This is a genomic window from Mesorhizobium sp. CO1-1-7, from assembly GCF_020164885.1.
GTDB lineage: Bacteria > Pseudomonadota > Alphaproteobacteria > Rhizobiales > Rhizobiaceae > Mesorhizobium > Mesorhizobium australicum.
Map to the genome: position 1 here is coordinate 317,428 of NZ_JAIUHA010000009.1, position 25,524 is coordinate 342,951.

Annotated in this window: 16 protein-coding genes and 3 pseudogenes; 10 read left to right on the forward strand and 9 right to left on the reverse strand. The window is 59.0% G+C overall.

Going from position 1 to position 25,524, the window contains the following annotated elements:
* Positions 1-6 precede the first annotated feature (6 nt).
* Positions 7-2,910, reverse strand: coding sequence for an OmpA family protein (locus LB516_RS21500; protein WP_224720323.1), 2,904 nt, complete (start codon positions 2,908-2,910; stop codon positions 7-9).
* Positions 2,911-3,078: 168 nt separating this feature from the next.
* Positions 3,079-3,744 carry a hypothetical protein gene (locus LB516_RS21505; protein WP_140616482.1) on the reverse strand — a complete coding sequence of 222 codons (666 nt, stop codon included), beginning with the start codon at positions 3,742-3,744 and terminating at the stop codon, positions 3,079-3,081.
* Between the two features lie 700 nt (positions 3,745-4,444).
* Here LB516_RS21505 and LB516_RS21510 point away from each other — a divergent pair.
* The 3 genes from LB516_RS21510 to LB516_RS21520 all read left to right on the forward strand — a co-directional run bounded on the left by LB516_RS21510 (position 4,445) and on the right by LB516_RS21520 (position 12,198).
* Positions 4,445-7,357: a trifunctional glycosyltransferase/class I SAM-dependent methyltransferase/polysaccharide deacetylase gene (locus tag LB516_RS21510; RefSeq protein ID WP_140722160.1), complete on the forward strand. Its 2,913-nt coding sequence runs from the start codon at positions 4,445-4,447 to the stop codon at positions 7,355-7,357.
* 454 nt (positions 7,358-7,811) lie between these two features.
* Positions 7,812-10,112 (forward strand): mechanosensitive ion channel family protein, encoded by a 2,301-nt coding sequence (locus LB516_RS21515; protein WP_224720324.1) that lies wholly within the window; start codon positions 7,812-7,814, stop codon positions 10,110-10,112.
* Positions 10,113-10,521: 409 nt separating this feature from the next.
* Positions 10,522-12,198 carry a tetratricopeptide repeat-containing sulfotransferase family protein gene (locus LB516_RS21520; protein WP_140722157.1) on the forward strand — a complete coding sequence of 559 codons (1,677 nt, stop codon included), beginning with the start codon at positions 10,522-10,524 and terminating at the stop codon, positions 12,196-12,198.
* Between the two features lie 346 nt (positions 12,199-12,544).
* Here the strand turns inward: LB516_RS21520 and LB516_RS21525 are convergent, their stop codons facing one another.
* Positions 12,545-13,696, reverse strand: coding sequence for a porin (locus LB516_RS21525; protein ID WP_140616480.1), 1,152 nt, complete (start codon positions 13,694-13,696; stop codon positions 12,545-12,547).
* A gap of 534 nt (positions 13,697-14,230) precedes the next feature.
* Here LB516_RS21525 and LB516_RS21530 point away from each other — a divergent pair.
* Both LB516_RS21530 and LB516_RS29055 read left to right on the forward strand, forming a co-directional pair.
* Positions 14,231-14,860, forward strand: a pseudogene (locus LB516_RS21530) (site-specific integrase); the annotation flags it as partial.
* A gap of 329 nt (positions 14,861-15,189) precedes the next feature.
* Entirely contained in the window at positions 15,190-15,819 is a 630-nt protein-coding gene (locus LB516_RS29055) for an antitoxin Xre/MbcA/ParS toxin-binding domain-containing protein (protein ID WP_181174552.1), read from the forward strand.
* Positions 15,820-15,992: 173 nt separating this feature from the next.
* On the opposite strand, the gene LB516_RS21540 is transcribed toward LB516_RS29055, so the two are convergent.
* Positions 15,993-17,060, reverse strand: a complete 1,068-nt coding sequence (locus tag LB516_RS21540; RefSeq protein WP_140661360.1) for a cyclic nucleotide-gated potassium channel — start codon at positions 17,058-17,060, stop codon at positions 15,993-15,995.
* A 612-nt stretch (positions 17,061-17,672) separates the two neighbouring features.
* Here LB516_RS21540 and LB516_RS21545 point away from each other — a divergent pair.
* A complete protein-coding gene (locus LB516_RS21545) occupies positions 17,673-18,752 on the forward strand; it encodes a RelA/SpoT domain-containing protein (protein ID WP_140661361.1) in 1,080 nt (359 codons plus the stop codon).
* Between the two features lie 565 nt (positions 18,753-19,317).
* Here the strand turns inward: LB516_RS21545 and LB516_RS21550 are convergent.
* Positions 19,318-19,527 carry a hypothetical protein gene (locus LB516_RS21550; RefSeq protein WP_140661362.1) on the reverse strand — a complete coding sequence of 70 codons (210 nt, stop codon included), beginning with the start codon at positions 19,525-19,527 and terminating at the stop codon, positions 19,318-19,320.
* 228 nt (positions 19,528-19,755) lie between these two features.
* Between LB516_RS21550 and LB516_RS21555 the strand changes: the two genes are divergently transcribed.
* On the forward strand, positions 19,756-20,112 hold the full coding sequence (locus tag LB516_RS21555; RefSeq protein WP_140661363.1) for a VOC family protein: 357 nt from the start codon (positions 19,756-19,758) through the stop codon (positions 20,110-20,112).
* A 104-nt stretch (positions 20,113-20,216) separates the two neighbouring features.
* Here LB516_RS21555 and LB516_RS21560 read toward each other — a convergent pair.
* Positions 20,217-21,279 (reverse strand): annotated as a pseudogene (locus tag LB516_RS21560) (IS3 family transposase).
* Between the two features lie 427 nt (positions 21,280-21,706).
* Here LB516_RS21560 and LB516_RS21565 point away from each other — a divergent pair.
* Positions 21,707-22,102, forward strand: coding sequence for an ArsR/SmtB family transcription factor (locus LB516_RS21565; RefSeq protein ID WP_140716931.1), 396 nt, complete (start codon positions 21,707-21,709; stop codon positions 22,100-22,102).
* Positions 22,103-22,678: 576 nt separating this feature from the next.
* Here the strand turns inward: LB516_RS21565 and LB516_RS21570 are convergent.
* Positions 22,679-22,981, reverse strand: a complete 303-nt coding sequence (locus LB516_RS21570; protein ID WP_140661365.1) for a DUF768 domain-containing protein — start codon at positions 22,979-22,981, stop codon at positions 22,679-22,681.
* A gap of 265 nt (positions 22,982-23,246) precedes the next feature.
* The gene (locus tag LB516_RS21575; protein ID WP_140661366.1) at positions 23,247-23,492 is read right to left on the reverse strand and encodes a hypothetical protein; all 246 of its coding nucleotides are present in this window, start codon (positions 23,490-23,492) and stop codon (positions 23,247-23,249) included.
* A gap of 379 nt (positions 23,493-23,871) precedes the next feature.
* On the opposite strand from LB516_RS21575, the gene LB516_RS21580 reads away from it, so the two are divergent.
* Positions 23,872-24,141, forward strand: coding sequence for a hypothetical protein (locus LB516_RS21580; RefSeq protein WP_210241316.1), 270 nt, complete (start codon positions 23,872-23,874; stop codon positions 24,139-24,141).
* Between the two features lie 149 nt (positions 24,142-24,290).
* Complete coding sequence (locus tag LB516_RS21585; protein ID WP_140661368.1) at positions 24,291-24,497, forward strand: hypothetical protein; 207 nt, start codon at positions 24,291-24,293, stop codon at positions 24,495-24,497.
* A gap of 245 nt (positions 24,498-24,742) precedes the next feature.
* On the opposite strand, the pseudogene LB516_RS21590 reads toward LB516_RS21585, so the two are convergent.
* A pseudogene (locus LB516_RS21590) lies at positions 24,743-25,463 on the reverse strand (SOS response-associated peptidase).
* Positions 25,464-25,524 lie beyond the last annotated feature (61 nt).

Here is a 25,524-nt window from a genome sequence, read left to right on the forward strand (position 1 = left end):
GCTCCCCTAGTCCAGGTTTACCGTAATCGAAACCCGGCGATTGGTGGAGCTCCCGGCTTGACTGTTTTCAGGCACCAGCGGCTCAAAAGTGCCCGCGCCTCGAACCAGCAGCAGTTCCGGAGCGACGCCGCGTTTGTTGAGAAGCGCACGAACGGTCTCGGCGCGGGCTGCACTGATCGACGCGTTGGCCGTCTCACGGCCAGTGGCGTCCGAATGCCCGGTCAGCATGAAGCGCGCAGCTACGCCTGACTTGCGGGCATTTTGGGCGAATTCCTTTATCTGATCCGCCAGCCTGTCGAGAACCGGCAGCTGCTCTGGTCCCGGCACAACTTTGCCGGAAGAGAAGAAAATATCGGTCGTCTGGATGGCCTCTCTCAAATAATTAAGTTCTGCAAGGTTCAGCTCGCGCAGCTGTGAGACATCCAGAACCACTCCGTCGGCCGAAAGCTGTTCAGCGGCGGCCTGCGCCCGGTTGATCCACGCGGCAGGCGCCTCCCCCACGACTAGGATGCGACCTTGGATGATCGAAAGCTGAACCGATTTCGGCGGGGACAGCGACGCCGTCAGCCGCTTCACCACGAACTTTGGATCAAGGCTTTGAAAGAATTGCCACTGTGAATGAACGCGGGCAGGATCAACCTGCGTTCCGGACAGCAGAGCTTGCGGGTCGGCGGCAAGCGGGTCTCTCAGGCCGGAAATGTAGAATTGGCCGCCTCTAACCGTCTGCTGGGCGACGATGATCCCCGGTTGGGCCTCAAGTCGCGACACATAATACTGCCAGTGCTCGGCCTCGCGTGCTTCGGGGCTCACATCACGAACCCTGGAGATGTCGAATTCCGGTCCGCCTACCGAAAGCTGTCGGGCCGCGGCGCGCGCCCGATCTATCCAAGTGTCGGGAGCCTCACCCTCGGCAACAATGCGATTGTCGACGATCGAAAGCCGAACCGATTTCAGCGGATAAAGCGACGCCGTCAGCCGCTTCAACACGAACTCCGGTTCAAGGCTCTGATAGGATTGCCATTGCGAATGGACCTTGCCGGGATCGACCTGCGTTCCCGACAGCAGGGCTTGCGGGTCGGCGGCAAGCGGGTCCCGCAGGCCGGCAATATAGAATTGGCCATCGCGTATATCTTGTTCGGCAACGATGATGCCCGGCTGGGTCTCCAAGCGCGACACATAGGCCTGCCAGTGCTCGGCCGCGCGTGCTTCGGGGCTTACATCGCGGACCCTTGAGATATCGAATACCGGTCCGCCTGCCGAAAGCTGTCGGGCGGCGGCGCGCGCCCGATCTATCCAGGTGTCGGGAGCCTCACCCTGGGCAACGATGCGCCCATCGACGATGGCAAGCCGTACTGACGCCGGCGGAGCCAGCGACGCCGTCAGCCGCTTCAGCACGAACTCCGGTCCAAGGCTCTGATAGGATTGCCACTGCGAATGGACCCGGACAGGATCGAGCTGCGTTCCCGACAGCAGGGCTTGCGGGTCGACGGCAAGCGGGTCCCGCAGGCCGGCAATATAGAATTCGCCATCGCGTATTTTTTGTTCGGCAACGATGATGCCCGGCTGGGTCTCCAGTCGCGACACATAGGCCTGCCAGTGCTCTGCCGCGCGTGCTTCGGGGCTTACATCGCGGACCCTTGAGATATCGAATACCGGGCCGCCTGCCGAAAGCTGTCGGGCCGCTGCGCGCGCCCGATCTATCCAGGTGTCGGGAGCCTCACCCTCGGCAACGATGCGCCCATCGACGATGGCAAGCCGTACTGACTCCGGCGGGGCCAGCGATGCCGTCAGCCGCTTCAACACGAACTCCGGTTCGAGGCTCTGGTAAAATTGCCACTGTGAATGGACCCTGCCGGGATCGACCTGCGTTCCAGACAGCAGGGCTTGCGGGTCGACGGCAAGCGGGTCTCGCAGGCCGGCAATATAGAATTGGCCATCGCGTATCTTTTGTTCGGCAACGATGATGCCCGGCTGGGTCCCCAGTCGTGACACATAAGCCTGCCAGCGCTGCCCGGATTGCCATGAAAGAAAGAACCAACCGCCTGCCAGAACCAACAGCAGCAGGCCCAGGCCCACCACCAGCCACGGAAATCCCTGGTTTGATTCCTCCTGCTTCAGCTCGACGCAAGTCTGCAGCTGCGCCTCTATGCCGGCCAACTGCGATCCGTCGCCGTCAAACTCCATTAAAGCCTGCGAGTAGTCCTCATGGACACGGAGCAACACGTCGCGAACTATGTCATGCAATCCTTCTGGGGGGTTTCCTCGGATCACCGACACCAGGGTCGCGAACGGTCCTACTTCTGACCAGAGACGAAGGTCGCCAAAACGAATAGTGTCCAGGCCGCTCTGCTCCTTCTCGTTGAATGAGTCCTTCACAAAGTCTTGGATTGCACTCAGCATAGAAGAGATCAGTTGAGGATCTTCGCTCGTCGCATTGTCGGCAGCTACATGCGCTATCAATAGCCCAGAAGTTCGGTTAATGAGAAAGACATGTTCAACACGATAAAGAAGAGAGTGCTTAAGAACAACTTCCGAGAAGCTGGCTCCGGTTCGCCACGCCTCAATTCTCCATTTGAGCCCGTGCCAGGTAAATATATGTCGTAGAGTTTCATTAAGCGACTGAAATGTCTGGTCGATTTTTTCCCCGATTGACTTGCGAATTGCCGGAAGAAACACGGGGTATAATATATCGGTCAGCGTGCGCGGGCTCTTCTGGATCGACCGTTGCACAGCCCTTTCGACAGCCGGCGCAAGGGCCTCGCCGAGTTGCGCATGAGGGGCTCGGGCGGCCGCACTGGGAAGCACGTCGCCCACTGCTGCGGCAAGCTGCTCCGGTTCGTCGAGCAGATGCGTAACTCGTGAAAGCTCTGAAATTTCGCGGCTGACCAGCAACTGGCGCAGCGTTTCCATGCGAGGATCGGCGGATGGAACTCCGTCGAGTCGCGCACGGTAGTCCGGATCAACGTTCCGGGCAATTTCGATCAAAAGACGGGCCAGAGCCTCGCGATCAATCTCTGTATCGTTCGAGGCTGTTCTATGCGGAAGGCTGATTGGGTCGACGGTCGACGTCAAATCCGATCAACTCACTTTCCAGCTACGGTCCGAGTTGCTCTTGCTGCCGACGGGATCCTGATTCAGACATTTTGCAACCTCGACAAACAGGCCGGCCAAAAGATTTCGGTCGGTCTTGACGTTGCCGAGATCGGAAAACATTTTTTCCATCAGCATCTGAATGGCTTCATTCTTTTGCTTGATTTCCTCACGCAGCAAATGGTCGTTTCGATTTATCCGGTCGGCAATTTCGCGCTCAAGCTCATTCAATTGATCCGACAATGCGCGCACCTGCTTTTCAAGCGCCTGATTTTGTTCGCGAAGATTTCGGTCAATCTCCTTGTCGGCGTCGGCTCGCGCGTCTTTTTCGTTCCGCAACTGCGCCGCAAGCGAGTCGATCTGCTTTTTCGCATTTGACTCGTACATTTCAAGATTGCGCTTGGCCTCCGATTCGACATCCTTGAACCGCTGCAAGACCCGTTCTTCAAGCTTGGAAAAGCGGCGGTCATAGTCCTGCATCTGGTTGCCGAACAGCAGATCACGTATCTTGTCGACACCTACAGCGTCGCCGGGGGTCCCGCTCTCGCGAGCCTGGCCCGCCATGAAGGCGAGCCCGTTGGCGTCTGCATTACTTGTCAGATTTCCGTCCGCTTTATTTGCCGGAGAAGCGGTACTCGAAGATTCCTTGGCCATCCCTATACCCTTCATTTAAACAGCTACAGCGTGCTAATTTAGCAACTAGTAAAGATGTCAGCAAAATACCCGGCTCGCAAGCCGGAATCTTCTCCGCCTAAGCGGGTCACGCGTAAATTTGACATGCGGCTCGAGCTCCACAATCTGTCCAGCGAACAGACCCTTTTGCGTCATCATGCGCGTAGATTGGCGGCGCCATGGATCCATGATCAACAACTGCGGCGCGCTCGCAGTTCGGCCGCGGTTCCGATTAGTTCGATCAGGATCAGCTTGCCCTCGCGTCTTCGCACGCGATCATCTTTTGTTGCCGGGCGGCGCAGCAACTAAGGCACGGGCATGAGCGCTTGCCATTCAAGCCTGTCTTCAGGTCTTTTTTTGCTACCTAATCAGCCCCGATCTTGACAGGGCAGTGCGGCCATCCGATGCCGTTATCCGGTTTTGACATTCGGTGACTCTCCGAAGAATACGAAAGCTCGATGATCCAGAATAATGCTACCGCAAGGCGGTGTGGTATCGATGTTCAATGTCGAGCAAAACATTCGGCACAATGCATGCCGGCATCCGCCGGCAGACCTACCGGATATTGATATAGTTATGGTCGACGATGGGCTCGAATGGACCGGGGTTGATCGCGACGGCTTGCGCCGACAAAGATCAACGCATTTGTTCTATCTGAACGAACAAGGCGCGGGTGAGACACGTGGCGCATAATCCATTGGTTTCGATCGTTGTTCCTGCGCACAACGCGGAGGTAACGCTGACGCGGGCACTCGATTGCCTTGTCGATCAGGAAACCGCGGATTGGGAGGCGATCATCGTCGACGACGCCTCCACGGACCGCACCCCCGCGATCATCGCCGCTTATGTGGAACAGGATGCCCGATTTCGCACCTTGAGTTCTTGCGCCAATTGCCCCGCCGGCGCACGTAACAACGGGATTTCGACGGCGCGCGGCCACTGGCTGATGTTCCTGGATGCCGATGACTGGCTGGATGCCAGCTTTCTTACAAAAATGCTGGCTGCGCTGAAAACCGCTCCCGATGCAGTCGCCGCCTATTGCGGTTCGCGGCGCGTGATGCCCGATGGAGCGCTCACCCCGGCGAGCATCGCGCCCGAGGTCGCAGGCCAGCCCTTCGAAACGTTCGCCCGCCGATGTGCCATCGCCACTCACGCGCTGCTGGTCGACCGGGAAACAATAGTCGAATTGGGCGGTTTTGACGTGTCGCTGCGCAGCTGCGAGGATTGGGATCTATGGCAGCGCGTCGCACGTCAGGGCACAAATTGGGTGATGGTCGACGAGCCGCTCGCCTTTTGTCGAGCCAGCCCCAACGCGCTCACCCGCAATTCGAGGCAGACGCTGGCAGACGCGGAAATCATTATCGCCCGCGGCTTTGCCACCGACCCCAGGGTCAAGCACCCAGCGCCGGCGCATGCCAATGGCGCGATCTCGGCGGGCGGCCGCACCGCTTCCGAAGCACTGGCGTGGTTCGCCCTGTGGAACGCTGCGTCGGATTGCGGCAGCGGCGGCGGCTCGATCAACCCGCAATCCCTGCGCGCGCTGCCGGCAAGGCGTAAGTGGGCGCGCGAGATCGCCAAGGTGACCTTCGACGGCCTGATGGTAGGAAGCCTATCGGTGCCAGCCCATATGGCTGCCCGGTGGGACAGGTTTGGCGGCGCCATCACACAGTTGATCATCGAACTCGGCAAGGTCTGGGGCGACCCGGTTGCGGGTCGTCGCGTCCAGTATCATCTCGAGCAAATGCTGCTCGACGCCGACGATCTTGCCGCTCCTCGCAGGCTGGCGCGCACTTTCGGAATTCGCGTCGACGCTCGAAATCCAACGTCGACCGAGCTTTCGGAAGAAATCGATCAAATCTATGCCTACCTGATGATGGATGGGCAGATCGGGGCTATCGTACAGTTCGGCGTACTCGGGAAAGTGACAAGGCGCCATTGGATTGAACTGATCCTGAATTTCCTACCACAAAAGGACGACGGCGCCGACACATCAAGCACGCTGGCAGCCGAGGCACTGTCGACGACAACGGAACGCCGGCCTGATCCGGACAGCCACTTCGGTAAACTCGCGCAATTGATGTCGGAAGCGCGGGAACTGGTTCGGTCAAGCGCTGACGCTACGCAGCCGCTTCCAGCGCCGCGCCGTGCACCCGCCTCGAGTGGCCACGACAAGGATCGTAAGTCGTTCTGGAACCGGTATTTCGCGACCGAGGATCCCTGGAGCTACAGCTCGGCCTACGAGCAGGAAAAATATGAGCGGCAGCTCGAAATTCTGCCGGCCGGTCCCATAGGACGGGCGCTTGAGCTGGCCTGTGCGGAAGGCCATTTCACGCGACAACTGGCACCCCGAGTGGGCCATTTGACCGCCACAGACATTTCCGCCGTAGCCATCGAACGGGCGCGCGCGCGCTGCTCGGACCAGCCGAATGTCGAATTCAGTGTACTGGATTTTTTTGCGGACACGCTGCCCAATGAGATGGAACTGATCGTCTGTTCGGAAGTGCTCTACTACCTAGAAGATCTCGCCGGGTTGCGGCGCATCGCCAAAAAATTCGTTGAGGCACTGGCGCCTGGCGGCAGTTTCATCAATGCACACGCATTCGTGCTACGCGACAATATTGAAAGGACGGGCTTCGACTGGAACACTTTCGGCGCACAAACGATCTCGCAAACCTTCGCAGAGACCGAAGGTCTCGTCCTTGCGCAATCGATCCAGACCGAACTCTATCGAATAGATCGCTTCTGCCGCCTGTCGCCGGATTACGTGGCGACGGAGCCGGTGATTGATCATGTGCCGGTCCGCGCACCCATCGGCATCGGGGTCGCGCGAAACATTGTCTGGGGCGGGGCACGGGTCTTGCGCCGCGCCGTCGCTCGTAGCGAGCGGCGGCAACGTATCCCTGTCCTCATGTATCACAGCGTCGCCGATGAAGGTCCGGCCGCGCTCGCCCGTTTCCGACTCACGCCCGCCGCATTCGCGAGCCAGATGGCATGGCTGCGCGCCAATGGCTTTCACGCGATCATGTCCGAGCAACTGGAATTGTCCATCGCCAACCGTCAGCCTTTCACTGGCCGCCCGGTGCTCATCACCTTCGATGACGGATTCCAGAACTTTGCCGACCATGCCTGGCCGATCTTGCGTGCGCACGACCTGACCGCGGAAGTGTTCCTGGTGACGGACCTGGTGGGGGAAAGTGCAAAGTGGGACGCCGTCAGCGGTCCGCCGACGCGGCTTATGGACGCCGGAACGGTGCGACGTCTCGCCGCCGAGGGTGCGTTCTTCGGAAGCCATCTGGCGACGCACCGCGCCATCGATGGTCTGTCGAGCTCTGATTTGGCCGCCGAGCTCCTGCGCTCTCGTATGTTCGTCGAACGGTGGACCGGCCGGCCAACCACGGCCTTCGCGGCACCCTTCTCTGTCACCGACCAACGGCTCGGCAGGCTGGCCAAGGAGTGCGGCTACCGGATCGGCTTCGGCGGCAGACACGGACCGGCGGACCTTAATAGCGACCCCATCGACCTTCCGCGCATCGAGATTCGCGGGGATCGCTCGCTCGACGACTTTGTTGCTACCATCGAGGCCGTGCTCGTTTGAACGGTAGACAATGTCAGCATCTCCCAAGCGCTCTATTCCGCACCAGGCGTGAGCGACCCCTTGCCGGGCCACGCATTGTCGCTTTCGATGCGCCTCTTCGAGGTGTAAAGGGCGATGCAACTGTCTATCGCGTTATGCGGGGATAGACGCACACGGTGATGCTTTTGGCTGCCCTGATGTGTATAGCCTGTGTGAGGGTCCCAGATTTCCATCACATAGCCTCGGCCGGCGATGCGCAACGCGGCATACGCGCGTTTTGCTCTATCGGAAGCCGCCGTAACGCCCAGCGTCTTTGAATTGCGGATCACATGACTGATTTGCGTGACCACACCCTACGCAATTGTCTAGCTTGAACGGTGGACTCTTGTACCACAACATCGGCTCCTTCAACCTAGGAGCAATGGCGGGCATAGATGTCGTTGCTTGCCGATCTGACCGGAAGGTTAACAGCACGATGCGTCTCATCATTCGACGATTGGGAACCAGGAACCTGGCGCGCCCGACACAACCTCTCCGACACCTTGGCGCGATGTTCGTCCTGGTTGCCAGGCAGCTCATCTTTGGAACCGCCCTCTTGTTGGCTGGTCCAGCGCAGGCGCAGGCGCCGGCGACCGTCCCGCCTGAAAGGGTCAAACAGCTATTCGAACTGCTCGACGATGCGTCAGTGAAGGCCTGGATGGCCGAACAGCGAAATCAGGACGCCGCGTCAACGAGAGCGCCTGCCGGGGCAGGCGCTTCTCCGGCCGACGCATCGTCCGGCGCCGCGGCCGCATCAGGCCAGATGAATACGATGGCATCCTCGACGCTCGATATGATCAGGGATCATATCGGAAGAATCGTGCGAACTTTGCCCCTGCTGCCGGGTCAGTTCGCGCGCGTTCGGGCAGAGACCATGGAGGATATGTCCAGCAAGGGATCTGCCGGGGTACTCTTGCTGATTGCGATGTTCATCGCTGCCGGCCTGGCGCTTACTTGGGCAACGTACAAGTTGAGCCGTCCATTTCGTCTCTGGATTATCGCGCAACCGAAGGATACGCCCGTTGGGCGGGCCAAGAAGATTGGTGGCCGCACGCTTTATTCCAGCATGCTGATCGTCTCGTTCGCACTGGGCAGCGCCGGCGCGTTCATGCTGTTCGACTGGCCAATGCTTATCCGCGAGATTGTACTGACATTCTTGATGGCGGCAGTCGTTACATGGGGGGTGCGCATGTACGTCATGGCCATGCTCGTCCCTTCCTTCATGAACGTCGACAACGCCGTCGAGGTTCGTGCTTTGCCAATCACCAACGAAGCGGCTGACCATTGGTCCTATTGGCTGCCCCGGATCGTTGGCGTCTTCGACTTCGTCGCCGCCGCGTTCATCCTCTTGCCAGGTCTCGGCATCGATCAGGACGGAATGATGGTCCTGTCGCTTGGCGCCGATTTCGTGCTGCTGTTGCTCGTGCTGCTGGCCATTTGGCGTCGGCCAAGAACGCAGCGAGACGGTGCGCGCCACAGCGTTCACACGGAAGCGACATGGCTGTTGACAGCTTATTTCCTCGTCCTGTTTCTGCAGCGCATCGCGGGCCTTTATGTATACTTCTGGTTTACCTTCGCCGCACTCTTCCTGCCTTGGGCAATCGTGACGACGCAGCGCGGGGTTAACTTCGTCCTGCGACCAGGTTCGGTAGATCTTGGCCGGCCTACGATCCCGGCGGTGGCGATCGCTGTCATCGATCGCGGAATCCGAATGATTTTCATCCTGGCGGCGGCTTACTTTCTAGCGCGTGTCTGGGGCCTGGACATGCAATCCATGCGCGGCAGCGATACGACGACGACCTTCATATTGCGCGGCCTGATCAATGTCGTGGTCATTGCCCTCGCAGCCGATTTCGGCTGGTCGATCATCAAAGCCTTGATCGAACGAAAGCTGGGCATCGAAACGGCACACCCTGTGATCGGCGACGAAGAGGTCCCGATGCTAGATCCGCAGCAGGCGCGGCTGCACACGCTGTTGCCGATCCTCCAGAACATCCTGCTCGCATCGATCATCGTGATGGCAGCGCTTATGATGCTCGCCTCGCTGGGTATCCAGATTGGCCCACTGATCGCTGGCGCCGGCGTTGTCGGCGTCGCGGTGGGCTTTGGCGCACAAACTATCGTCAAGGACATCATTTCGGGCGTTTTTTTTCTGCTCGACGACGCGTTTCGTGTCGGCGAATATATTTCCTCGGGCAATTACAAGGGTACCGTGGAAAGCTTTTCCCTGCGCTCGGTGAAGCTGCGCCACCATCGGGGTCCGCTGTTCACCATACCTTTCGGTGAACTCGGGGCCGTCCAGAACCAGAGCCGTGACTGGGTTATCGACAAATTCAACATCACCGTCGGCTATGACACCGATATCGAATTCGCTCGCAAGCTGATCAAGCGGATCGGCCTCGAATTGGCGGAAGATCCTGAGTTCAAGCACTGGGTGCTCGACCCGATCAAGATGCAGGGCGTACAGGAGTTTGGCGAATACGGCATTGTATTGAGGGTCAAGGCCACAACCAGGCCGGGAGGCGCCTTTGGTATGAAACGCAAATTCTACGTACGCCTCCGCCAGGTCTTCAAGGAGCAGGGCATCGAACTCCCATTTCCGACCGTCCACGTCCAAGGGCTGCAGAATCCGCATGAGGCAGAGAACGGATCTTTGGCGATTACACCCGCGGTGAAAATGGCCGTCGCGCAATCGCACACCATTCGTCGCAGAAAAAAAGCCAGCACGACGGAATAGGAAAGAGCGCCGTCACCGGAGCGACGTCGGGGATCGCCACTAGGCGGCAGGGTTCGTGCGCGCCTCGGGCAACCGGCAATCCTGTCTCCACAGCGCCGCCGGCGCCGACGCCATGGCGTCCACGAGTTCGGTCGAAGGAGCGCCGTGACCTGGCCGAGACATCGCGGCGAGGTTTGCAGGTGGTTGCTTATATCGCATCCCATGAATGGTTTGAGACGCGCCAAACTTGTGATCACCGGATTGTCTTGGCAGTGCGGAGGGAGCTAGGTTACTACCTCATAGCGCGGAACGGAAATCCGATAAGGGTCGATCCGGAAGAATGGGCAAATCGATGGGGCGACACCAGCGCTCTGCGCAAAACGGCTGTTGAGGCTGGATTCTCCAAGCCCCTTTTGCTAGCGAACCAAGGATGAGCAACCGATTGCCGCCCGCATGGGCAAAGCACCTCCGCACCCCACCCTCGCCGAAGGCGGCATCACCGAAGGCTGCGTCATCCAAAGCGCAGTTCAAGGCAGGCCCCCACCGCAGCCACGCCGACGACTTGCTTTTACGGCAGGCGCTCGAGTTGCAGCAGGCCGAACGTCTATCCGAGGCTGAGGAACTGTGCCACAGGGTCCTTGCTCGCACGCCCAACCATCCGCTGGCCCTATATATCCTGGGAACGCTCGGGCTCGATTTCGATAACGAAAAGTCACTGCGGTATTTCGCTCGGGCGGTGGCAGAGGATCCGCAGAATCCCTACTACCATCTTAGCCTCGGCGAGACCTATTTGAAGGTCAGCGAATTTACGCCGGCGATCAAGCACTTTCGGTACGCCCTGGACTTGAAGCCGGATCTGGTGGAAGCGCTTTGCGCCTTGGGCGATGCCTACAATGCGTTTGACAAGGGGGAGATGGCGCTGCCGCTCTTTGAGAAGGCGCTCAGGATCGACCGAGATCATCCCGTAGCCCGGTTGGGGTTGCCCCGCGCGCTCGCAAGCCTCGGCCGTATGGCCGAAGCCGCGGTTCATCTGAAAGAGGCAATAGAACGGCGCATCGCGGTACCGGCTGCCCACAACGCGCTTGTACGCACGCGCAAATTCGCTGAAGAGCCGCCAGAACTCGGGGCAATCCTGACGGAGCTTCAAGACCCGGGCCATGGGCCGGAGGGAGCGGCAGCGCTCCATCACGCCGCAGGAAAGGTTCTCAACGACCTCCGTCGCTATAAGGAGGCGATGGATCACTTTAAGAAGGGGAATGAAGCCGGGGGCCATACATTCGATCTGCAGTCTTACCGCCGCTGGGTCGACGGCATGATCGCAACCTTCGCGCCGGAACTGGTGGCTTCAAGAGCCGCGTACGGCAATCCCTCGGAGGCGCCTGTATTCGTCGTGGGCATGCCTCGTTCGGGCACGACATTGACAGAGCAGATCTGTGCCACTCACCCCGATGTTCATGGCGCCGGCGAGCTCAGCAAACTTAGGCGAACAGCCAATGGACTCGGTGTCGCAGACCGCTCCAGCGTGAACTTCGGCCAATCCATCGCGATGATTACTCCCGATCTGACCAGGACTTTGGCCGAAGAGCACCTTGCTTATCTGCGCGAGCGGGCTCCCGACTCGCTGCGAATCGTTGACAAGATGCCTCACAATTTCGAGCTGATTGGCCTGGTTGGCCTTCTTTTCCCCAAAGCGCGTATCATTCATTGTCGTCGCGACGCTATCGACAATTGCATCTCCTGTTTCGTCCTGCAGTTCAATAAAGCCCACAGCTACAGTGCCGATCTTGAGACGCTGGGGCTTTACTACCGGGAGTATGATCGCTTGATGCGGCATTGGGACAAGGTTTTCCCGGGTCGTATTTTCGAAAATCGCTACGAGACGTTGATCGAAAATCAGGAGGAGCAGTCGCGCCGGCTCATGGATTATCTCGGATTGCCGTGGGACGATGCCTGCCTGCGCTTTTTTGACAAAGGCGGCTCCGTAAACACCTACAGCAATTGGCAGGTCCGCCAGCCGATCTATACGTCGTCCGTCAAGCGTTGGAAGAATTACGAAAGCGAGATTCAGCCGTTGATTGAAGCCTTGGGCGATCTTGCTGAGATTTGACCGGTAGTGCCTGATGCTGCGCGCAGTTTGCTTGCATCCAATCCCGCCGGCGTACGCTTTCCGCCGATAGACCAGTCTAACAGGGTCTCCTCAGGCTGACCGCCGCGTTCCTTCACCTGTCCCGCCGGCGTATCCTGGCCACAGAGCCTCCCGCCGTTTCGCGCGTCGCTCGCCAAGCAGTTTGGCTTCCTCCTTTCCTTTTCGCTGCTAGGGTTGTTCTTCCACGTCTGCAAGCGTGGCAGCAGGCGGGCGGCCATGCCATCGGCTGTCCGAAGTTCCATACAGACGGCATGAAAAAACCCGGCGGTTGCCCGCCGGGTTTTCGATTTCAATAAGGCAGCGCCTGTTAGAAGGAGCGCTGGAAGCGGAGCATGCCGCCGATTGCGTCGTCATCGCCAGGAGTAATACCCGTCCAGTTCGACACGGAGTCGTCGCCGAGATGCGAGTAGTCGACTTCGGCCGTGATCGTGAAGCCGGGAACGATGTCATAGGCAACGTTCGCGGCGATGCCAATGTTCTTGCCTTCGTCATACGACGCCTGGAGGTTGAACGAGGTCTTTTCGTTGAACTTGTAGGTGCCGCCGCCCCAGACTGCCCAATTGCCGCTCCACGGCTTGTAGAAGCCGCGACCGCCAGCCGGGAACGCCCAGGTGCCGTCGGTGAGGTTATCATCGGAGCCGTAGCCGCCCATGATGAACAGCGAAATCTGGTCGGTGGCGTTCACGTCCAAGCGAACCTTGCCGGAGACTTCTTCATAGTTGCTGTCGTAAGCGATGACGCCAGTAACCGCGCCCCAGCCCTGCGTCCACTTCACGCCACCGACGACATGCGGAACATAGCTGTCGATCGTGTCGGTGCCCGAGCCTTCTTCGAGAGAGACCACAGCCGAGAAGCCGTTGCCAGCGTCGAAGTAGTACTGCACGACGTTTGTGTCGAAGCCGCCATACGGAACCAGCGTATCCTGGATCACGTTGCCGGCGTAGCCGATGAACGTGTCGAAGGCTGATTCATCCTTACCGACGCGGAGACCACCGAGCTGGATCCAGGCAAAGTTCAGCGAGACGGTATCGCCGTTGCCAGCAGTATTGAGCGTTCCGAACCTGCCCGAGTCACGGTTGTTGTTCTGGAAGTTGAAGCGGGTCTCGGTATAGGTCTTCAAGGTGCCGAGTTCGGTTTCCTGACCGGTCCAGGTCTTCAGCGCGAAACGGGCATGCTTGTAGAAGGTGTCGTTGCTGTCGCCGGGGGTCTCGTGATCGGCGCTTGTCGCACCGTCGAACGAACCCACGTCGCCGACGCCGATGTCGTAACGGATATAGCCGCCGATGCGCAGGCAGGTTTCGGTGCCGGGGATGTAGAAGTAACCAGCGCCGTAGACGTCGCAAATCTTGACGTATTCAGCGGGCTCCGGCTCGGCGACGACGACGGCGTCGGCGGCGCGCGCACCGGAAACTGCGATCAGGGCCGCAGCGGAGCCGAGAAGAAGGCTCTTGATGTTCATTTTCTGACCTCCAGTCAAAAGTTAAAAAACGGGTCTGGGTATTCTTTGCTGAAGGACAGCGTTCCCTGCCCCATCCCCACTACCGAAAAAGATGCGCACCGCGCCGCTCCTTCGAAATTGACATTACCCATGAGCCGGCGGCGTTCAACCACGATCGTACCGGCGCATGGACAGTTCGGCCGCTATCCCCGACCTGTGTTGCAGAAACGTCACGATTTGGCCTCACTTGGAAAGCTCTCGTTAACCATTGGTCCCCTCACGACCGCCTGTCTCGGCCGAATCCGGCGATCGGCCGACCGGATCATGCAAGGCCTGGGGCTCATCTGCCCAGGAATTGCCGCGGAACTGCCGCACCCGAGGAAGGCTGAAATGTTCGGCGCGCTCACCTTCTCCATATTATGACACGGCCTTGTTGATTGTGCCGGCGCTTTTCTTTATCCAGCGGCGCAACGCAGAGGCGGCCGAGTGGTCGAAGGCGCTGCCCTGCTAGGGGAGGCTCAATCTTTTGGTTGATCCGAAACTCCCGACCACTTCCGCAAGGCTTACAACATGGGAGATCTCGAGAGCCTGCACGAGTTCCGCCGCCAGAAAGAGCGGGCGGGACGGATTCGTTTTCTCGAGAGGGATGAAGAAGCGCGGCTGTTCGCCGCCATTAAGAGCCGCAGCGAGGATGCTTACAGGCTTTCCGTCTTCCTGGTCGATAGCGGCTGCCGTCTCGGCGAGGCGCTCGGGCTGACCTGGAACGACATCAAGGAACATCGCGTCAGTTTCCAAACCATCATATCCGGCCGCAGCCGCACCATCCCGATGACCGAGCGGGTCAAGGAGGTGATCAGGATGCCTCCGGACGGACGCCCTCGGCCGAAAGGCCCGTTCACCAAGTTGAGCCGGGCACAGTTCAGTGCCATATGGAACGAGGCGAAAGCCGAGGTTGGACTTGGCGCCGACCACCAGGTCGTACCCCATATCCTGCGTCACACCTGTGCTGCGCGCCTCGTCCAGGGTGGCATCGACATCAGGCGCGTGCAGATGTGGCTGGGTCATCAGACGATGTCGATGACGATGCGCTACGCGCATCTGGCCACCAACGATCTCGATGGCTGCGTCACTGTGCTCGAAGGGCTACCGGCAGCGCTGGAGATCAAGAACGAAACCGGGCCATGACGAAAATCTCGTCAGGGCTGCGCGCAAAAGCGCCAGCGACCCCACGTCTTTTCGCGGAGTTTAGGTTTGGTGGTGCTCGAACACAATGTAGGCCAAGCATTACTCCAAGCAACGTCACCATCTCCACTGGACAGAACGGTGCCAATTGTGCATTGTGTTTGCCGTCTATGACTTCCGCAACGCACTGAGGTACTACGTCTCCTCGGCTAAACAGGGGTCACGCAACTTAGGTAGCATTTGAAGAGGTAATCTGCATGGTCACTAGGCGGCGATTCTCACGAGGTGGAAACCTTGTTAAGCAAGCCAGCCGACCAAGACTGGAAAATACGGTGGCTGCCGCCGTGTCGAAAATTCTTCTTGAGCACGATCCGACAATCGGCAAGCCGGCCCTTAGAATTGCCGCGAGATTGGCAGGGTATATATCTTCAGCAATCGGTGTTCAAACTCAGGCTGTTCAGCGAGCCCTCCCAACTATCGAGGATGATGTTGAAAACCTCGCTCAGATATTTATCGGGCATATAGTGGCAGAGGCACAAGGCCGATTTGATCCACGACTGCAGCGTTTCAAAGCGGTACCGCCACCGGCGGTCCCCCAAGCGCCTCTCAGTGCGGCGAGTGATTGGGCGGGGCCGGTAGCTGGGCCAACAGTGATAGAAAGGCATTTTGGGATACCGAGGTCGACGCTCTTTCGGTGGCAGAAACGCGATGAGGTGATCGCACTTAAATCTGGAAGCAGCAGGTTTGTTTTTCCATTGAAGCAGTTTGTCGATGCTCGCCCTGCAGATGGGATAGCCGAATTGATCGCCATGTTTGGCGACCATCGGCTTGCCTGGAGATGGTTGATGGCGCCGACGGACAAGCTTGGCGGGAACTCGCCGATAGATACTCTGCTAGCTGGCAAGCTCGCGAATGTTGTTGCTGCCGCGCGCCTAACCTTGGAGGAGGCACCTGATGTTTAGCCCCGCCGTTTGGTGGCGGTCGTTCAGTTGACAATTTGGCGCAACGCGACATTACCCCAGGCGGCTGCCCGCGGCCCGTCGTCTCAATGGCGACCCTTCCAGCCAGCCATTCTCGACAAGCAGTTGGACAGCCTAGCCATTGCGCCCTCCTCCTGACGAAGACTTTGGTACGGTCAAGCCGTCGGCGCCGTGCCGTGCCGCTCGCGCGCGGTCTTGCGGATGATTTCCGCGATTTCCGGGCTGCTGCTGCATAGCATCTGGAAATCCGCCGCGTGCAGCGACAGGAGTGAGACAGCCGTTGCGGCGCTGACGGTCGCCGTACGCGGTTCGCCGCTCATCAGCGCCATCTCGCCGAAGAAGGCGCCAGGGCCAAGCTCCACTGGGTTCGACATCACGACGCTCACCCGCCCCTCCACAACAAAGAACATTCGATCCCCGGTCTCGCCCCTTCGGCAGATCACGGCGCCGGCCGGCAAACTACGAGGCCGTAAGGCGCGCACGATCTCGACCAGCGCGGCCGGGCCGAGCTTCTGAAACAACGGCACGGCGGCGACCAACTGCCAATTGCGGACGAAATCCTCGCGACGGATTTCTTGATAGAAGCCGGAGGCAAGAATGCCGGCCCACAGCGCGAAGACGCCGATGCCACACATCATGACCGCCCCAGCCAGGACGCGGCCGGCGAAACTTTGCGGAATGGCGTCGCCATAACCGGTGGTGGACAGCGTGACCACCGCCCACCACATTGCCTGAGGGATGCTGCCGAACTTTTCCGGTTGGATGTGGCGCTCGATGACATAGGCCGCGAGCGCGACACCGAACAGAACGACGCCGAAAAGCGTGGTGACGCCGATCAGGTTACGCGCTTCGTTGGCCAGCACCCTGCCCAGTACCGGGAAGAAGGTCGAGTCGCGCAGCGGTTTGAGCAGCCAGACAGCACAGTAGAGGCTCCGGTCGGGCGTGCCTTCGAGCAGAAATGCAGCGAGTGGAACCAAAACCGCGAGCATATCAATGGCGATTGCAGGCGTCCTGTCCCGAAGGTCTCCCGCCCAGTGCTTGATCAGAGTCTCGGCCATCTGTAGGAGATAAGCGCCCCAAATGACCGCCAGCACGGCAGTCAGAGCCAGCCTGCTTCGTGCGGACATGTCCGGCATGGTGAGCGCGGCCACCGCCAGCAGCCCAGGCGCAGCTAGCACCGCGTTTAGCGGTGCGTGAATTCTCAAGAAAGGCAGGACCGACATTCTGTCCCCACGAGCGGATGCTATTCCTCCAGAATAGGATGCCTTCAGGGCAAGCGCAAAGGTGGCGCTTTCGCTGGGATGTTCATCACGACGTGAACTCAGATGGCCTGAACGTGAACCGACAGGCCGCAACCGAGAATGGCCCATCCGGGCAGTTGCAATAGGTTTGAACCGTTCGAAGGAGCCGGGCCGACGAGTTCAAGGCCGTAGACATGCCCGGCTCGAAGACGGCGGCATGTCGGCAATGGCCAGGGTGACGGCGGCGACACCCAAGAAGAGCGCTCCGATCCGCCTGCATGAGGTTCCCTCCCGCCCTTCGCCCGCTACCCAAAACATGTGCGGCACCACAAGCGGCAGGAAGGACACTCGAGAGCCGCATTTAGTACGCGACGGCAACTGCATGGTTGCGAAGTTGCGTGCGCCCAAGCTACCGGGGCCGGTGAGTCACCGCAGAGGCAACTCAAGGAGGCACCGTCCTGGTCTTGTGGCTTCGATCCAGCCGCCCTGAGCGGACTCGAGGGATACAAAGCGGTACGATACATGAGATCCGATTCTCCTGCGGTCGTCCCGCCCAGTTCAGAATGAAGCGGCCTACCTTGACTTTGTGGTCCAATGACTGAGTACCCGCGCCTCAAATACAGTATGCAAGCCGTTCGCAAGGCAGGTGATCGGCTGGCAAAACCTATGCAGCTCGGACAAGACACCACTGCCGGCCAGTACGTGGACACGATGCGAATCTTCTCAATCGCCAATAGCTGGCGCGACTCGCACTTTCTGCCCATGCGGAGCGTTCGATTCTCTGTCGGTCACCACATCAAAGCCCTGCGATTGAAGGGCGACATGGCATCGCGTCCAAAGCGTCTGGCATCCATTTGTCGGAAGCTTCGAGAGTCCACCACCAATTTGGACACCATGAACGATATCGGCGGCTGCCGAGCGATCATGCCCGATATCGATAGCGTCCGCTTGCTTCTAGAATCGCTGCGAGACAAGTTCCCCCATGAGATGCACTGTCGGGAATTTAACTATATCGATGAGCCGAAGCCGGACGGCTATCGAAGTCACCATATTGTTTTCCAGTACCGACCCAGAGCTGCCCACACCCAGGCTTTCGAGGGACGACGCATCGAATTGCAAGTTCGGACCACACTTCAGCACTCATGGGCAACTGCAGTTGAGGCCGTCGGGCTGTTCCAGCGCCAGGATTTGAAGCACGGAAACGGGGAGCAGGATTGGCTACGTCTTTTCCAGCTTATGTCGGCGGAATTCGCCCAGGTTGAGCAGTGTCCAATTCGTGTCGGTGGTCCGGATCGCGATGACCGAGTGCGGGAACTGCGGGATATCAACAGGCGTATAGGTGCAACAAGTATACTGGCAGATATCACGAATCTTACCCTCCGCTCAGAGAGCCTCGTACAGCCAGCGCGACATTTTCGGCATCATTTGGTGCAATATAGAGCGGATCAGAACGTTACGATTCAATCATTCCGAACTCTCATCATGGGGGCGCGGAAATTGGAAGAAATAGAGAAGAAAATCGCGCTAAGGGGAATTGATTGGACGGTTTCGTTGGTCGAGGTGGATAAGGTGGAACAGCTTGTCGACATATACCCGAATTACTTTGGGAACGTTTCATTGTTCGCCCGCAGTCTGAAATCCATATGCTCGGGAAAGTCACTGTCTACAGAATAGCCCACACCGGATCGTAGCTCCGAAGGAACGCCCGACTATGGCTGGCCAAGCGTCGCTTTCCGTTTGAAGGAGCCGGACATTGGCCTTCCTCGACAGTCTCCTGGGTCTGGTCCGAACGGACAATCTCCCGAAAGCTCACACCTATTTCAGCGTTGCCAGCACGCCTGCCGCTGACTGCAGGTCTGCTGTCTCCAAGTGATGAGGTCGACGACGCCGTAAATTTCCGCACGCCCACTCCTGCGAGCCAGAACAGCCGACGAAATCGCGTTCTCCAAGGGAAGCAACATTCCTATTCCTCCCGGCAACCCACCGGCCCTGCGAACGTACTCGCGCCAACTTTGTTCCTTCAGCTATCCAGTTTTGTCGACATCCGTTTTTGTCGAGCATCGTCGACCCCACCCCCACCTCTTGTCGACATCACACTGGCAAACAAAACGCCACCTGCGATGAAGGCAAGAAGCGATCGATGGCGTATCCTGCGCAAGCCTGACAGCGCCTTGCCACTTGCCCCTGACTTCCAAATGTCTGGCCTAGAACCGGGACATGAAACGTGCACGTCTCGACTTCACCGCCCCAGCGGCAGTTTAGATACGGCTACCAGTTCTTCCTCGTCTCTGATCCCAGCCTGATAGTTTGCTATAATACGAGAAGCGAGCGCTTCACGATGCTCTGGTGACTGACCCCCGGTTTTCAACTTCTCGAACACACGGCCTATCAAGGCCACTTCGGATGAATCGAACACGCCAGCTTCTGTAACTTTTTGATAGATCGGCATGGCCCTTCCCTCACTGCAACGCGAAACTAATCTCACTCGGAGATTCGACGCAAAGCAAAAACGACTCGGCGTTTGACTCACCCCCCTGAGTGATGCTTGGGAGAGGCTTAAGAGCAGACACGTGCGCGGCTCGCCCCAGTGACCTCTGCCTCTGCCGCCGCCTAGAAATGAGTTCGGAACCGAGCCAAGCCTTATTCGTTACAGGTGCTGGCATTTCGGAGGTATCTAATGGAAATCCAAGGCATCTACGCCACCCTCGCCACAGCAAGCATGGATCGTGCCGAGAAGTTCTATACCGAACTTTTCGCCCGGGAGCCTGACGATCGTCCCATGGACGGATTGATCCAATGGCGCGGCATCGCAGGGGCGAATATTCAAATCTTCCAGGACAGGGACAATGCAGGATCCGGTAGACTGACCGTTGTTGTCCCAAGAATGGATGATGCCCGTAGATCGCTCGAGGAAACTGGGGTGAAACTCACCGGCGAGTCCGAGGGTGACTACGGACGGATTGCCCAGTTTGCGGACCCGGACGGAAATCGCATCACCCTTGCTGAGCCACCCTCTAGCCCTTTCAAAACATAGAAGGCTTCATGCGCCTAGACGCGCTGGCAAGCTCGAACTACGACCAGGATCACCCCACGACCAGAATCGCCAATTGGCCTGCTGCCGGTTTTTCGGACACGCGGTTAAGCTAACATAGCTTTTTCCTCGAACTCCACGGGGCTCAGATAGCCCAGTGTCGAGTGCCTCCGCCGAGCGTTGTAGAAGCGCTCGATGTAGTCGAACACATCCGCCCTGGCGGCATCTCTTGTCCTGTAGACCTTGCGGGCTGTGCGTTCGGTTTTCAACGACGAGAAGAAGCTCTCCATGGCCGCATTGTCCCAGACATTGCCCGACCGGCTCATCGAACACGTAATGCCGTGGTCGGCCATCAGGTGCTGGAACTGCTCGCTCGTGTATTGCGATCCTTGGTCGGAATGATGAAGCAGGCTGTCGGGCTTGCCTCGGCGCCAGATCGCCATGATGAGCGCATCGGTGACGAGTTGGGCTGTCATGTCGGCCTTCATCGCCCAGCCGACGACAGGTTCGGTGCCGATGCCTCGAAGGTGCGGTCGAGGAGGTTGTCCGACACTGCCGCTCGCTCGCCCGTATCCTTCGGCAGTCCGCGACGCCGAGGCCGGGCCCGCAAACCGTTCTCCCGCATGAGCCGCTCGATGCGATGCAGGCCGCAGGAGAGACCCTCGGCCAGAACATCGTGCCAGACGCGACGGGAACCATAGGTGCGATCGCTGCTCTTGAAGCTGCGGTCGATCCTGGAGACGAGGATCTCGTCGTGCCGGGAGCGGGCGCTGGGACTGCGGTTGAGCCAGGCATGGAAGCCCGACCGGGATACATCCAGCGCACTGCACAGCCATGCCACCGGCCATATGTTCCGGTGCCTCGCGATGAAAGCGAACCTCATGTCACTTCCCTCGCGAAGTAGGCTGCGGCCTTTTTTAGGATGTCGCGCTCCGCCTTCAGCTTGGCCACTTCCTTGCGCAGCCGGTCGATCTCCTGCTGCTCCGGCTTCATCTGCCCATGACCGGGAAACGCATGCTGCGGATCGGTCGACAGCTCGCGCACCCATTTGCGCAGCACATTCTCGTGGAGATCGAGGTCGCGGGCACCCTGGGCAACCGCAACGCCCCGATCCTTGATCAATCTCACCGCCTCAAGCTTGAACTCGCGGTTGAACTTCCTTCTTTGCATTCCAACTCTCCAGTTCCGTTAAACACCTTATCTCCGTGTCCACGAAACCGGCAGCAGGCCATTCCAGCCCGTCGTGTGCGGAACTTACGGTTGGAGTCATATAGCTGTGGCGTTATCGAGCCTGGCGCAGCGTTACAGCGCCGACCCTAAGTTGGCTGCCAGGCCTGCGCGCAACCACCCAGGCGTCCACCCGTTGACCCATGCTGGTTGATTCCAGCGCACGCCTGCACTTGCCCCGCTACTGACTTTTTTCCTTGCGGCGGGAACCGATTGTAGCGGCTCTAGTTGACTTCCCAGCGCCCCCGGACAGAGGCGCCCGAGAGTTGTTCGGACAGCTTTCAAACGAAGCCCGCCACCGTTCCCTCAGTGGCGGGCTTTACGTGTTTAGCCGCGCGAGGTGGATTTGAGTACCTACGTGAGACAGCGTATGGCTGAAATCAAAGATGATCCCAACCTTCGCAGGCGCACGCGAGCTAAGGGCCGGCCTTCCCTAAGGCAGCTCTCCGCTGCCTCGCGGCTACTCGCAACGCTGGGCTTCCGCAAGCGGTTGCTGATCCTGGTTCATCTGATGGATGGTGAGAGATCGGTATCGGAGCTGGTCTCTTTAATCGGCGGGACACAATCCGCCCTCTCACAGCATTTGACCGATATGGCCAAACTCGGAATTGTCAAATCCCGAACCCAAGCCCAACGGCGGTTATATTCCTGCACGTCCGAGCAGGCGAAGACGCTCGTCGGCTTCCTCAGCAACCTAGCCGACAATGACAAACTCCCGGTGGGAAAAAGATCGGGAAAGAAGTCTTCTTCCTGGCGCCCCGGGTGATCCCGAAGGCACGCCTGCTCGGAACCGGATTAACATTTTGTTTATAGATGGAAAAGGCCGAACCTCCCGAACCGATCCCGGACAGCATGCTCCTGGCCGCAGCAAAGTGCAGGCCGTTCTTCGAAAGCAACGCCTCGACGATTGGAATGAAGTTGGCCGACGCACTGCCTCGAGAGCTACCGCGCCGGCCAGACCTGCAGGTCCGCCGGTCGCTAACAGGCCAGAATGATTGTCGCCCGCCATGTGATGGCTCTGCATTCGTTATCTGTCCCCATATGGCGTACAGTGTCTCGTCGTCCGTGACATTTTACCGGCATCGGACGTTTGGAAGTGACCCTCATGCTTTCGCCCTAACAGGAGCTGAAAGTATGGATTCGGTCAAGACTACCTCCGCGACATAGTTCGTCACTACGAAAAGCTCCTTATCCCTTCAAGATCGGCTTGTGGAGCGAGAGCGGGAGCAAGGGCGTGCAAACCGCAGTCCTGCGCGCTTCCGCAACAGCGGACGATTGTCGCGCGTTGGACGGAGGAAATTCGCCCCCGCCGCGGGCGGTGAACGGGACAGCCGTAGGAGCGTCAGCATAGCGCCGGCCGCAGGACGGGACGCGGGACCGACTGTCCCCGTCCGCGGCGGTCCGCAATGGCCAAGCTGCCATCGCGGTGCTGCATCGCCTTTGCGATCACTTCGAAGGCGCTGTCGACTTCCTCATAGATCTTGCTTACCGCGATGCCCTCTCGGTCCGCAGCTTCCATGACGTGGTCGGCTAGATCGTTTATCGCGCCCGGGTCGTCGGTCACCGCATCCGGCAGATGCTCTGCCATCCACCTGTCGAGGAAATTGGCGCGCGTGTGGTCATTTTTCAATAGCAACCGGCGCATATTAGGTTCCCGCTGATCTTGTGAAGGCCCCGCACCAAGGTTTGGCGACGAGGTCGCCATCACCGCACAACCTACGCTGAGGTATATTCAATGTTTCGTTTGTGAGTGCGCTTCTCGCCTTTGCTTTTTTGCTGGGCAGGATTCCTCGGTTTGGACTTAGCCTTCAACGAAGGCGAATTCACCATTGGCCTTGGTACGCGAGTTGCCCACCTGATCCACGTTATATCGCGATTGCTGTAAGGACGCCCACGGCCGCTCGCTACGATCATCCCCGAAAGCTTTCGATGTACCAGGTGATCTTGCCGTCCACCTTCATCGGCTTGTGGATCATCAGCCTCTTGGGGAGGTGTTCGGGATGGACCTCGAGGAGCGTGATCTTGACCGATGGCTTGCACCGGTTGCAGTCGAATTTCAGCTTCAACGGATCAGCGCCGCCGCCATAGACCATCATGAGATCGGCCGATCTGCAGTAGCGGACATTGCCGCAACTGCATTCCACCTTCACAATCATATTGTGCCGGGTCGCCTTCCCCAGGGTGTCGATCGGTTCGTGCGCCCTGAGAACAGAAAAGGAACAAATTCCTTGCCCGTCAAGCGGTCTTATGGAATCTTTCCGCAGATGAGCGACGAACCAATCAGGCTTCCCGACGGCATAACGCCAGCGCCACGCGAGCGCGCCAGAGTGCTAGGCCGTGAACTCATAAATGCGGATGACCGAGCTGGGGTGGTTTGCAGACCTTCCACCGATGCGGTAGCTCTTCCCTATGAGAGAACCTGATTTCGACGTTGATGGTTGGTGCTTGGATGATGGGGAGGAATACCATCGGGCGGCACCCGATACTTTTTGGTGTCCTCCTCGTGAGGCCCGGGAAGGACTGCAGCCGGGCGACTTGGCCAAGCTGATCTTCCGTATGCGCATCGGTGATCCGGACGTGTCCGTTGCGGTGGAACGCATGTGGGTGCTTGTTCGCGAGCGTATCCCCGGCGGCTATCTCGGCATTCTGGACAATGATCCAGGCGCGATAGAGCAAAACGAGGTGTTCTGGAGCGGCGTCGAACTGCCATTCGCGGCCCGTCACGTCATCGACATCGATGAGCGGGATGAGAATACTATCTCTCTCGCGGCTCAAGAACCTAAGCGGCGCTGGCCCAAGTCCTGAAGGCCGAACATCCGCTAGGGCACATGTGCGAGCACACGGGTTGCGCGAAGCACGGAGGGTTCGGCTTTGCTCGGCCTCGCCAAGAGCCGCATTGGTTCTGTTTCGAGCACCGAGGCGACGGGGAGCGCTATCTCTGAAGGAGGAAACCCATGGTAGATAGACCACCGTATATGCCCACAGGAATTGGCATCGGCATGCTGAGGGACGACGAAACGAAGATCGGCGTCCTAATTTTCGAGACGGCGGAAGGTAATTTCGACTTCGCAGTCAATTTGCAGGCGGTCGACGTCATTCGCAAGGCGCTCAGCAAAATCGAGACGCACCTAACGAATGGCAAAATCTCGGACGTGGATTAGCTTCGGTGAAACTAATTTATGCCCCTGACGTTCTTGCCGTCTCAGGTAGGTGGGCAGGTGGTGCTTGGCAGCATTTAGGAAGTTCGGGTGCCGGCAATGTCTGGGCGCCGGCAAGGTTTTTCAATGCGCAAAGTGGCTGAGCTCAAACGGCACTTGTTGCCCGCGCGGAGTGCACCGAGCCGGGTGCAAAGGGTCTACGATCAGATGCCCTATGTGTCGTGGCAGCGGCCTACAAAGCCCAGAACCTAGACGTCAAACAGATCAGTAGGCCCGCGACCAATCTCCTCGATGATATCGGGCGTGTTGTTGCGCGGCGAACCCACCTTGCTGTCGATCGGCCACATCTTCATCAGATCGGACCGAAAGGGCTTCATCAGGTCGCGAGGGTCCTGCTCCGGCCCCAGCCAGCGCCTGTAGTCGGCCGGCGCCAGGATCACCGGCATGCGGTCGTGGATGGTCGCCATCAGCTCGTTCGGCTCGCAAGTGGCGATGGCGAAGGTCCGCACAAGTTCGCCGGTTACCTTGTCGGTATACTCTTCCCAGATCCCGGCCATGGCGAAAGGCTCGTCAGATTTCATCGCGATGGCGTAGGGCTGTTTTTTCTTTCCCGACGCGTCGAGCTTCTGCCATTCGAAATAGCCGTCGACGGGCACCCAGGCAGCGGCGCGCGTTGTAAGCCTTGCGGAACAAGCCATTACTGGCGATCGTCTCGCAGCGGGCGTTGACAGCTGGCGGGCGGCCGCCACCTTCCCGAGCCCAACCGGGGACCAAGCCCCAGCGAGCCGAAACAAAGCCGGCCATGCTGGTCGACAGCTCTTCTCGGATGATGATCGGATAGGTCAGGCTTGGCGCGCCGTTCCAGAGAGGAAAGCTGTTGCCCAGCCGTTCGACCTCGCCAGGATGGGCGAATTCGAACCGACGAACCATGTCAGGGATTGTGGTTTTCACGAAAACTCGTCCGCACATGCACCAGAGATAGGGACCCGAAAAGCAAGAGTCTACTTCGGGACCGCTATTCGATCGCGCC

Excerpts from the sequence above, each read along its gene's own strand:
- LB516_RS21540 (WP_140661360.1), bottom strand. The coding sequence starts at position 17,060 with ATGTCGGTCCTGCCTTTCTTGAGAATTCACGCACCGCTAAACGCGGTG.
- LB516_RS21550 (WP_140661362.1), bottom strand. The coding sequence starts at position 19,527 with ATGCCGATCTATCAAAAAGTTACAGAAGCTGGCGTGTTCGATTCATCC.
- LB516_RS21515 (WP_224720324.1), top strand. The coding sequence starts at position 7,812 with ATGCGTCTCATCATTCGACGATTGGGAACCAGGAACCTGGCGCGCCCG.
- LB516_RS21585 (WP_140661368.1), top strand. The coding sequence starts at position 24,291 with ATGGTAGATAGACCACCGTATATGCCCACAGGAATTGGCATCGGCATG.
- LB516_RS21505 (WP_140616482.1), bottom strand. The coding sequence starts at position 3,744 with ATGGCCAAGGAATCTTCGAGTACCGCTTCTCCGGCAAATAAAGCGGAC.
- LB516_RS21570 (WP_140661365.1), bottom strand. The coding sequence starts at position 22,981 with ATGCGCCGGTTGCTATTGAAAAATGACCACACGCGCGCCAATTTCCTC.
- LB516_RS21525 (WP_140616480.1), bottom strand. The coding sequence starts at position 13,696 with ATGAACATCAAGAGCCTTCTTCTCGGCTCCGCTGCGGCCCTGATCGCA.
- LB516_RS21520 (WP_140722157.1), top strand. The coding sequence starts at position 10,522 with ATGAGCAACCGATTGCCGCCCGCATGGGCAAAGCACCTCCGCACCCCA.
- LB516_RS21575 (WP_140661366.1), bottom strand. The coding sequence starts at position 23,492 with ATGATTGTGAAGGTGGAATGCAGTTGCGGCAATGTCCGCTACTGCAGA.
- LB516_RS21565 (WP_140716931.1), top strand. The coding sequence starts at position 21,707 with ATGGCTGAAATCAAAGATGATCCCAACCTTCGCAGGCGCACGCGAGCT.
- LB516_RS21500 (WP_224720323.1), bottom strand. The coding sequence starts at position 2,910 with ATGGAAACGCTGCGCCAGTTGCTGGTCAGCCGCGAAATTTCAGAGCTT.
- LB516_RS21555 (WP_140661363.1), top strand. The coding sequence starts at position 19,756 with ATGGAAATCCAAGGCATCTACGCCACCCTCGCCACAGCAAGCATGGAT.
- LB516_RS21545 (WP_140661361.1), top strand. The coding sequence starts at position 17,673 with ATGACTGAGTACCCGCGCCTCAAATACAGTATGCAAGCCGTTCGCAAG.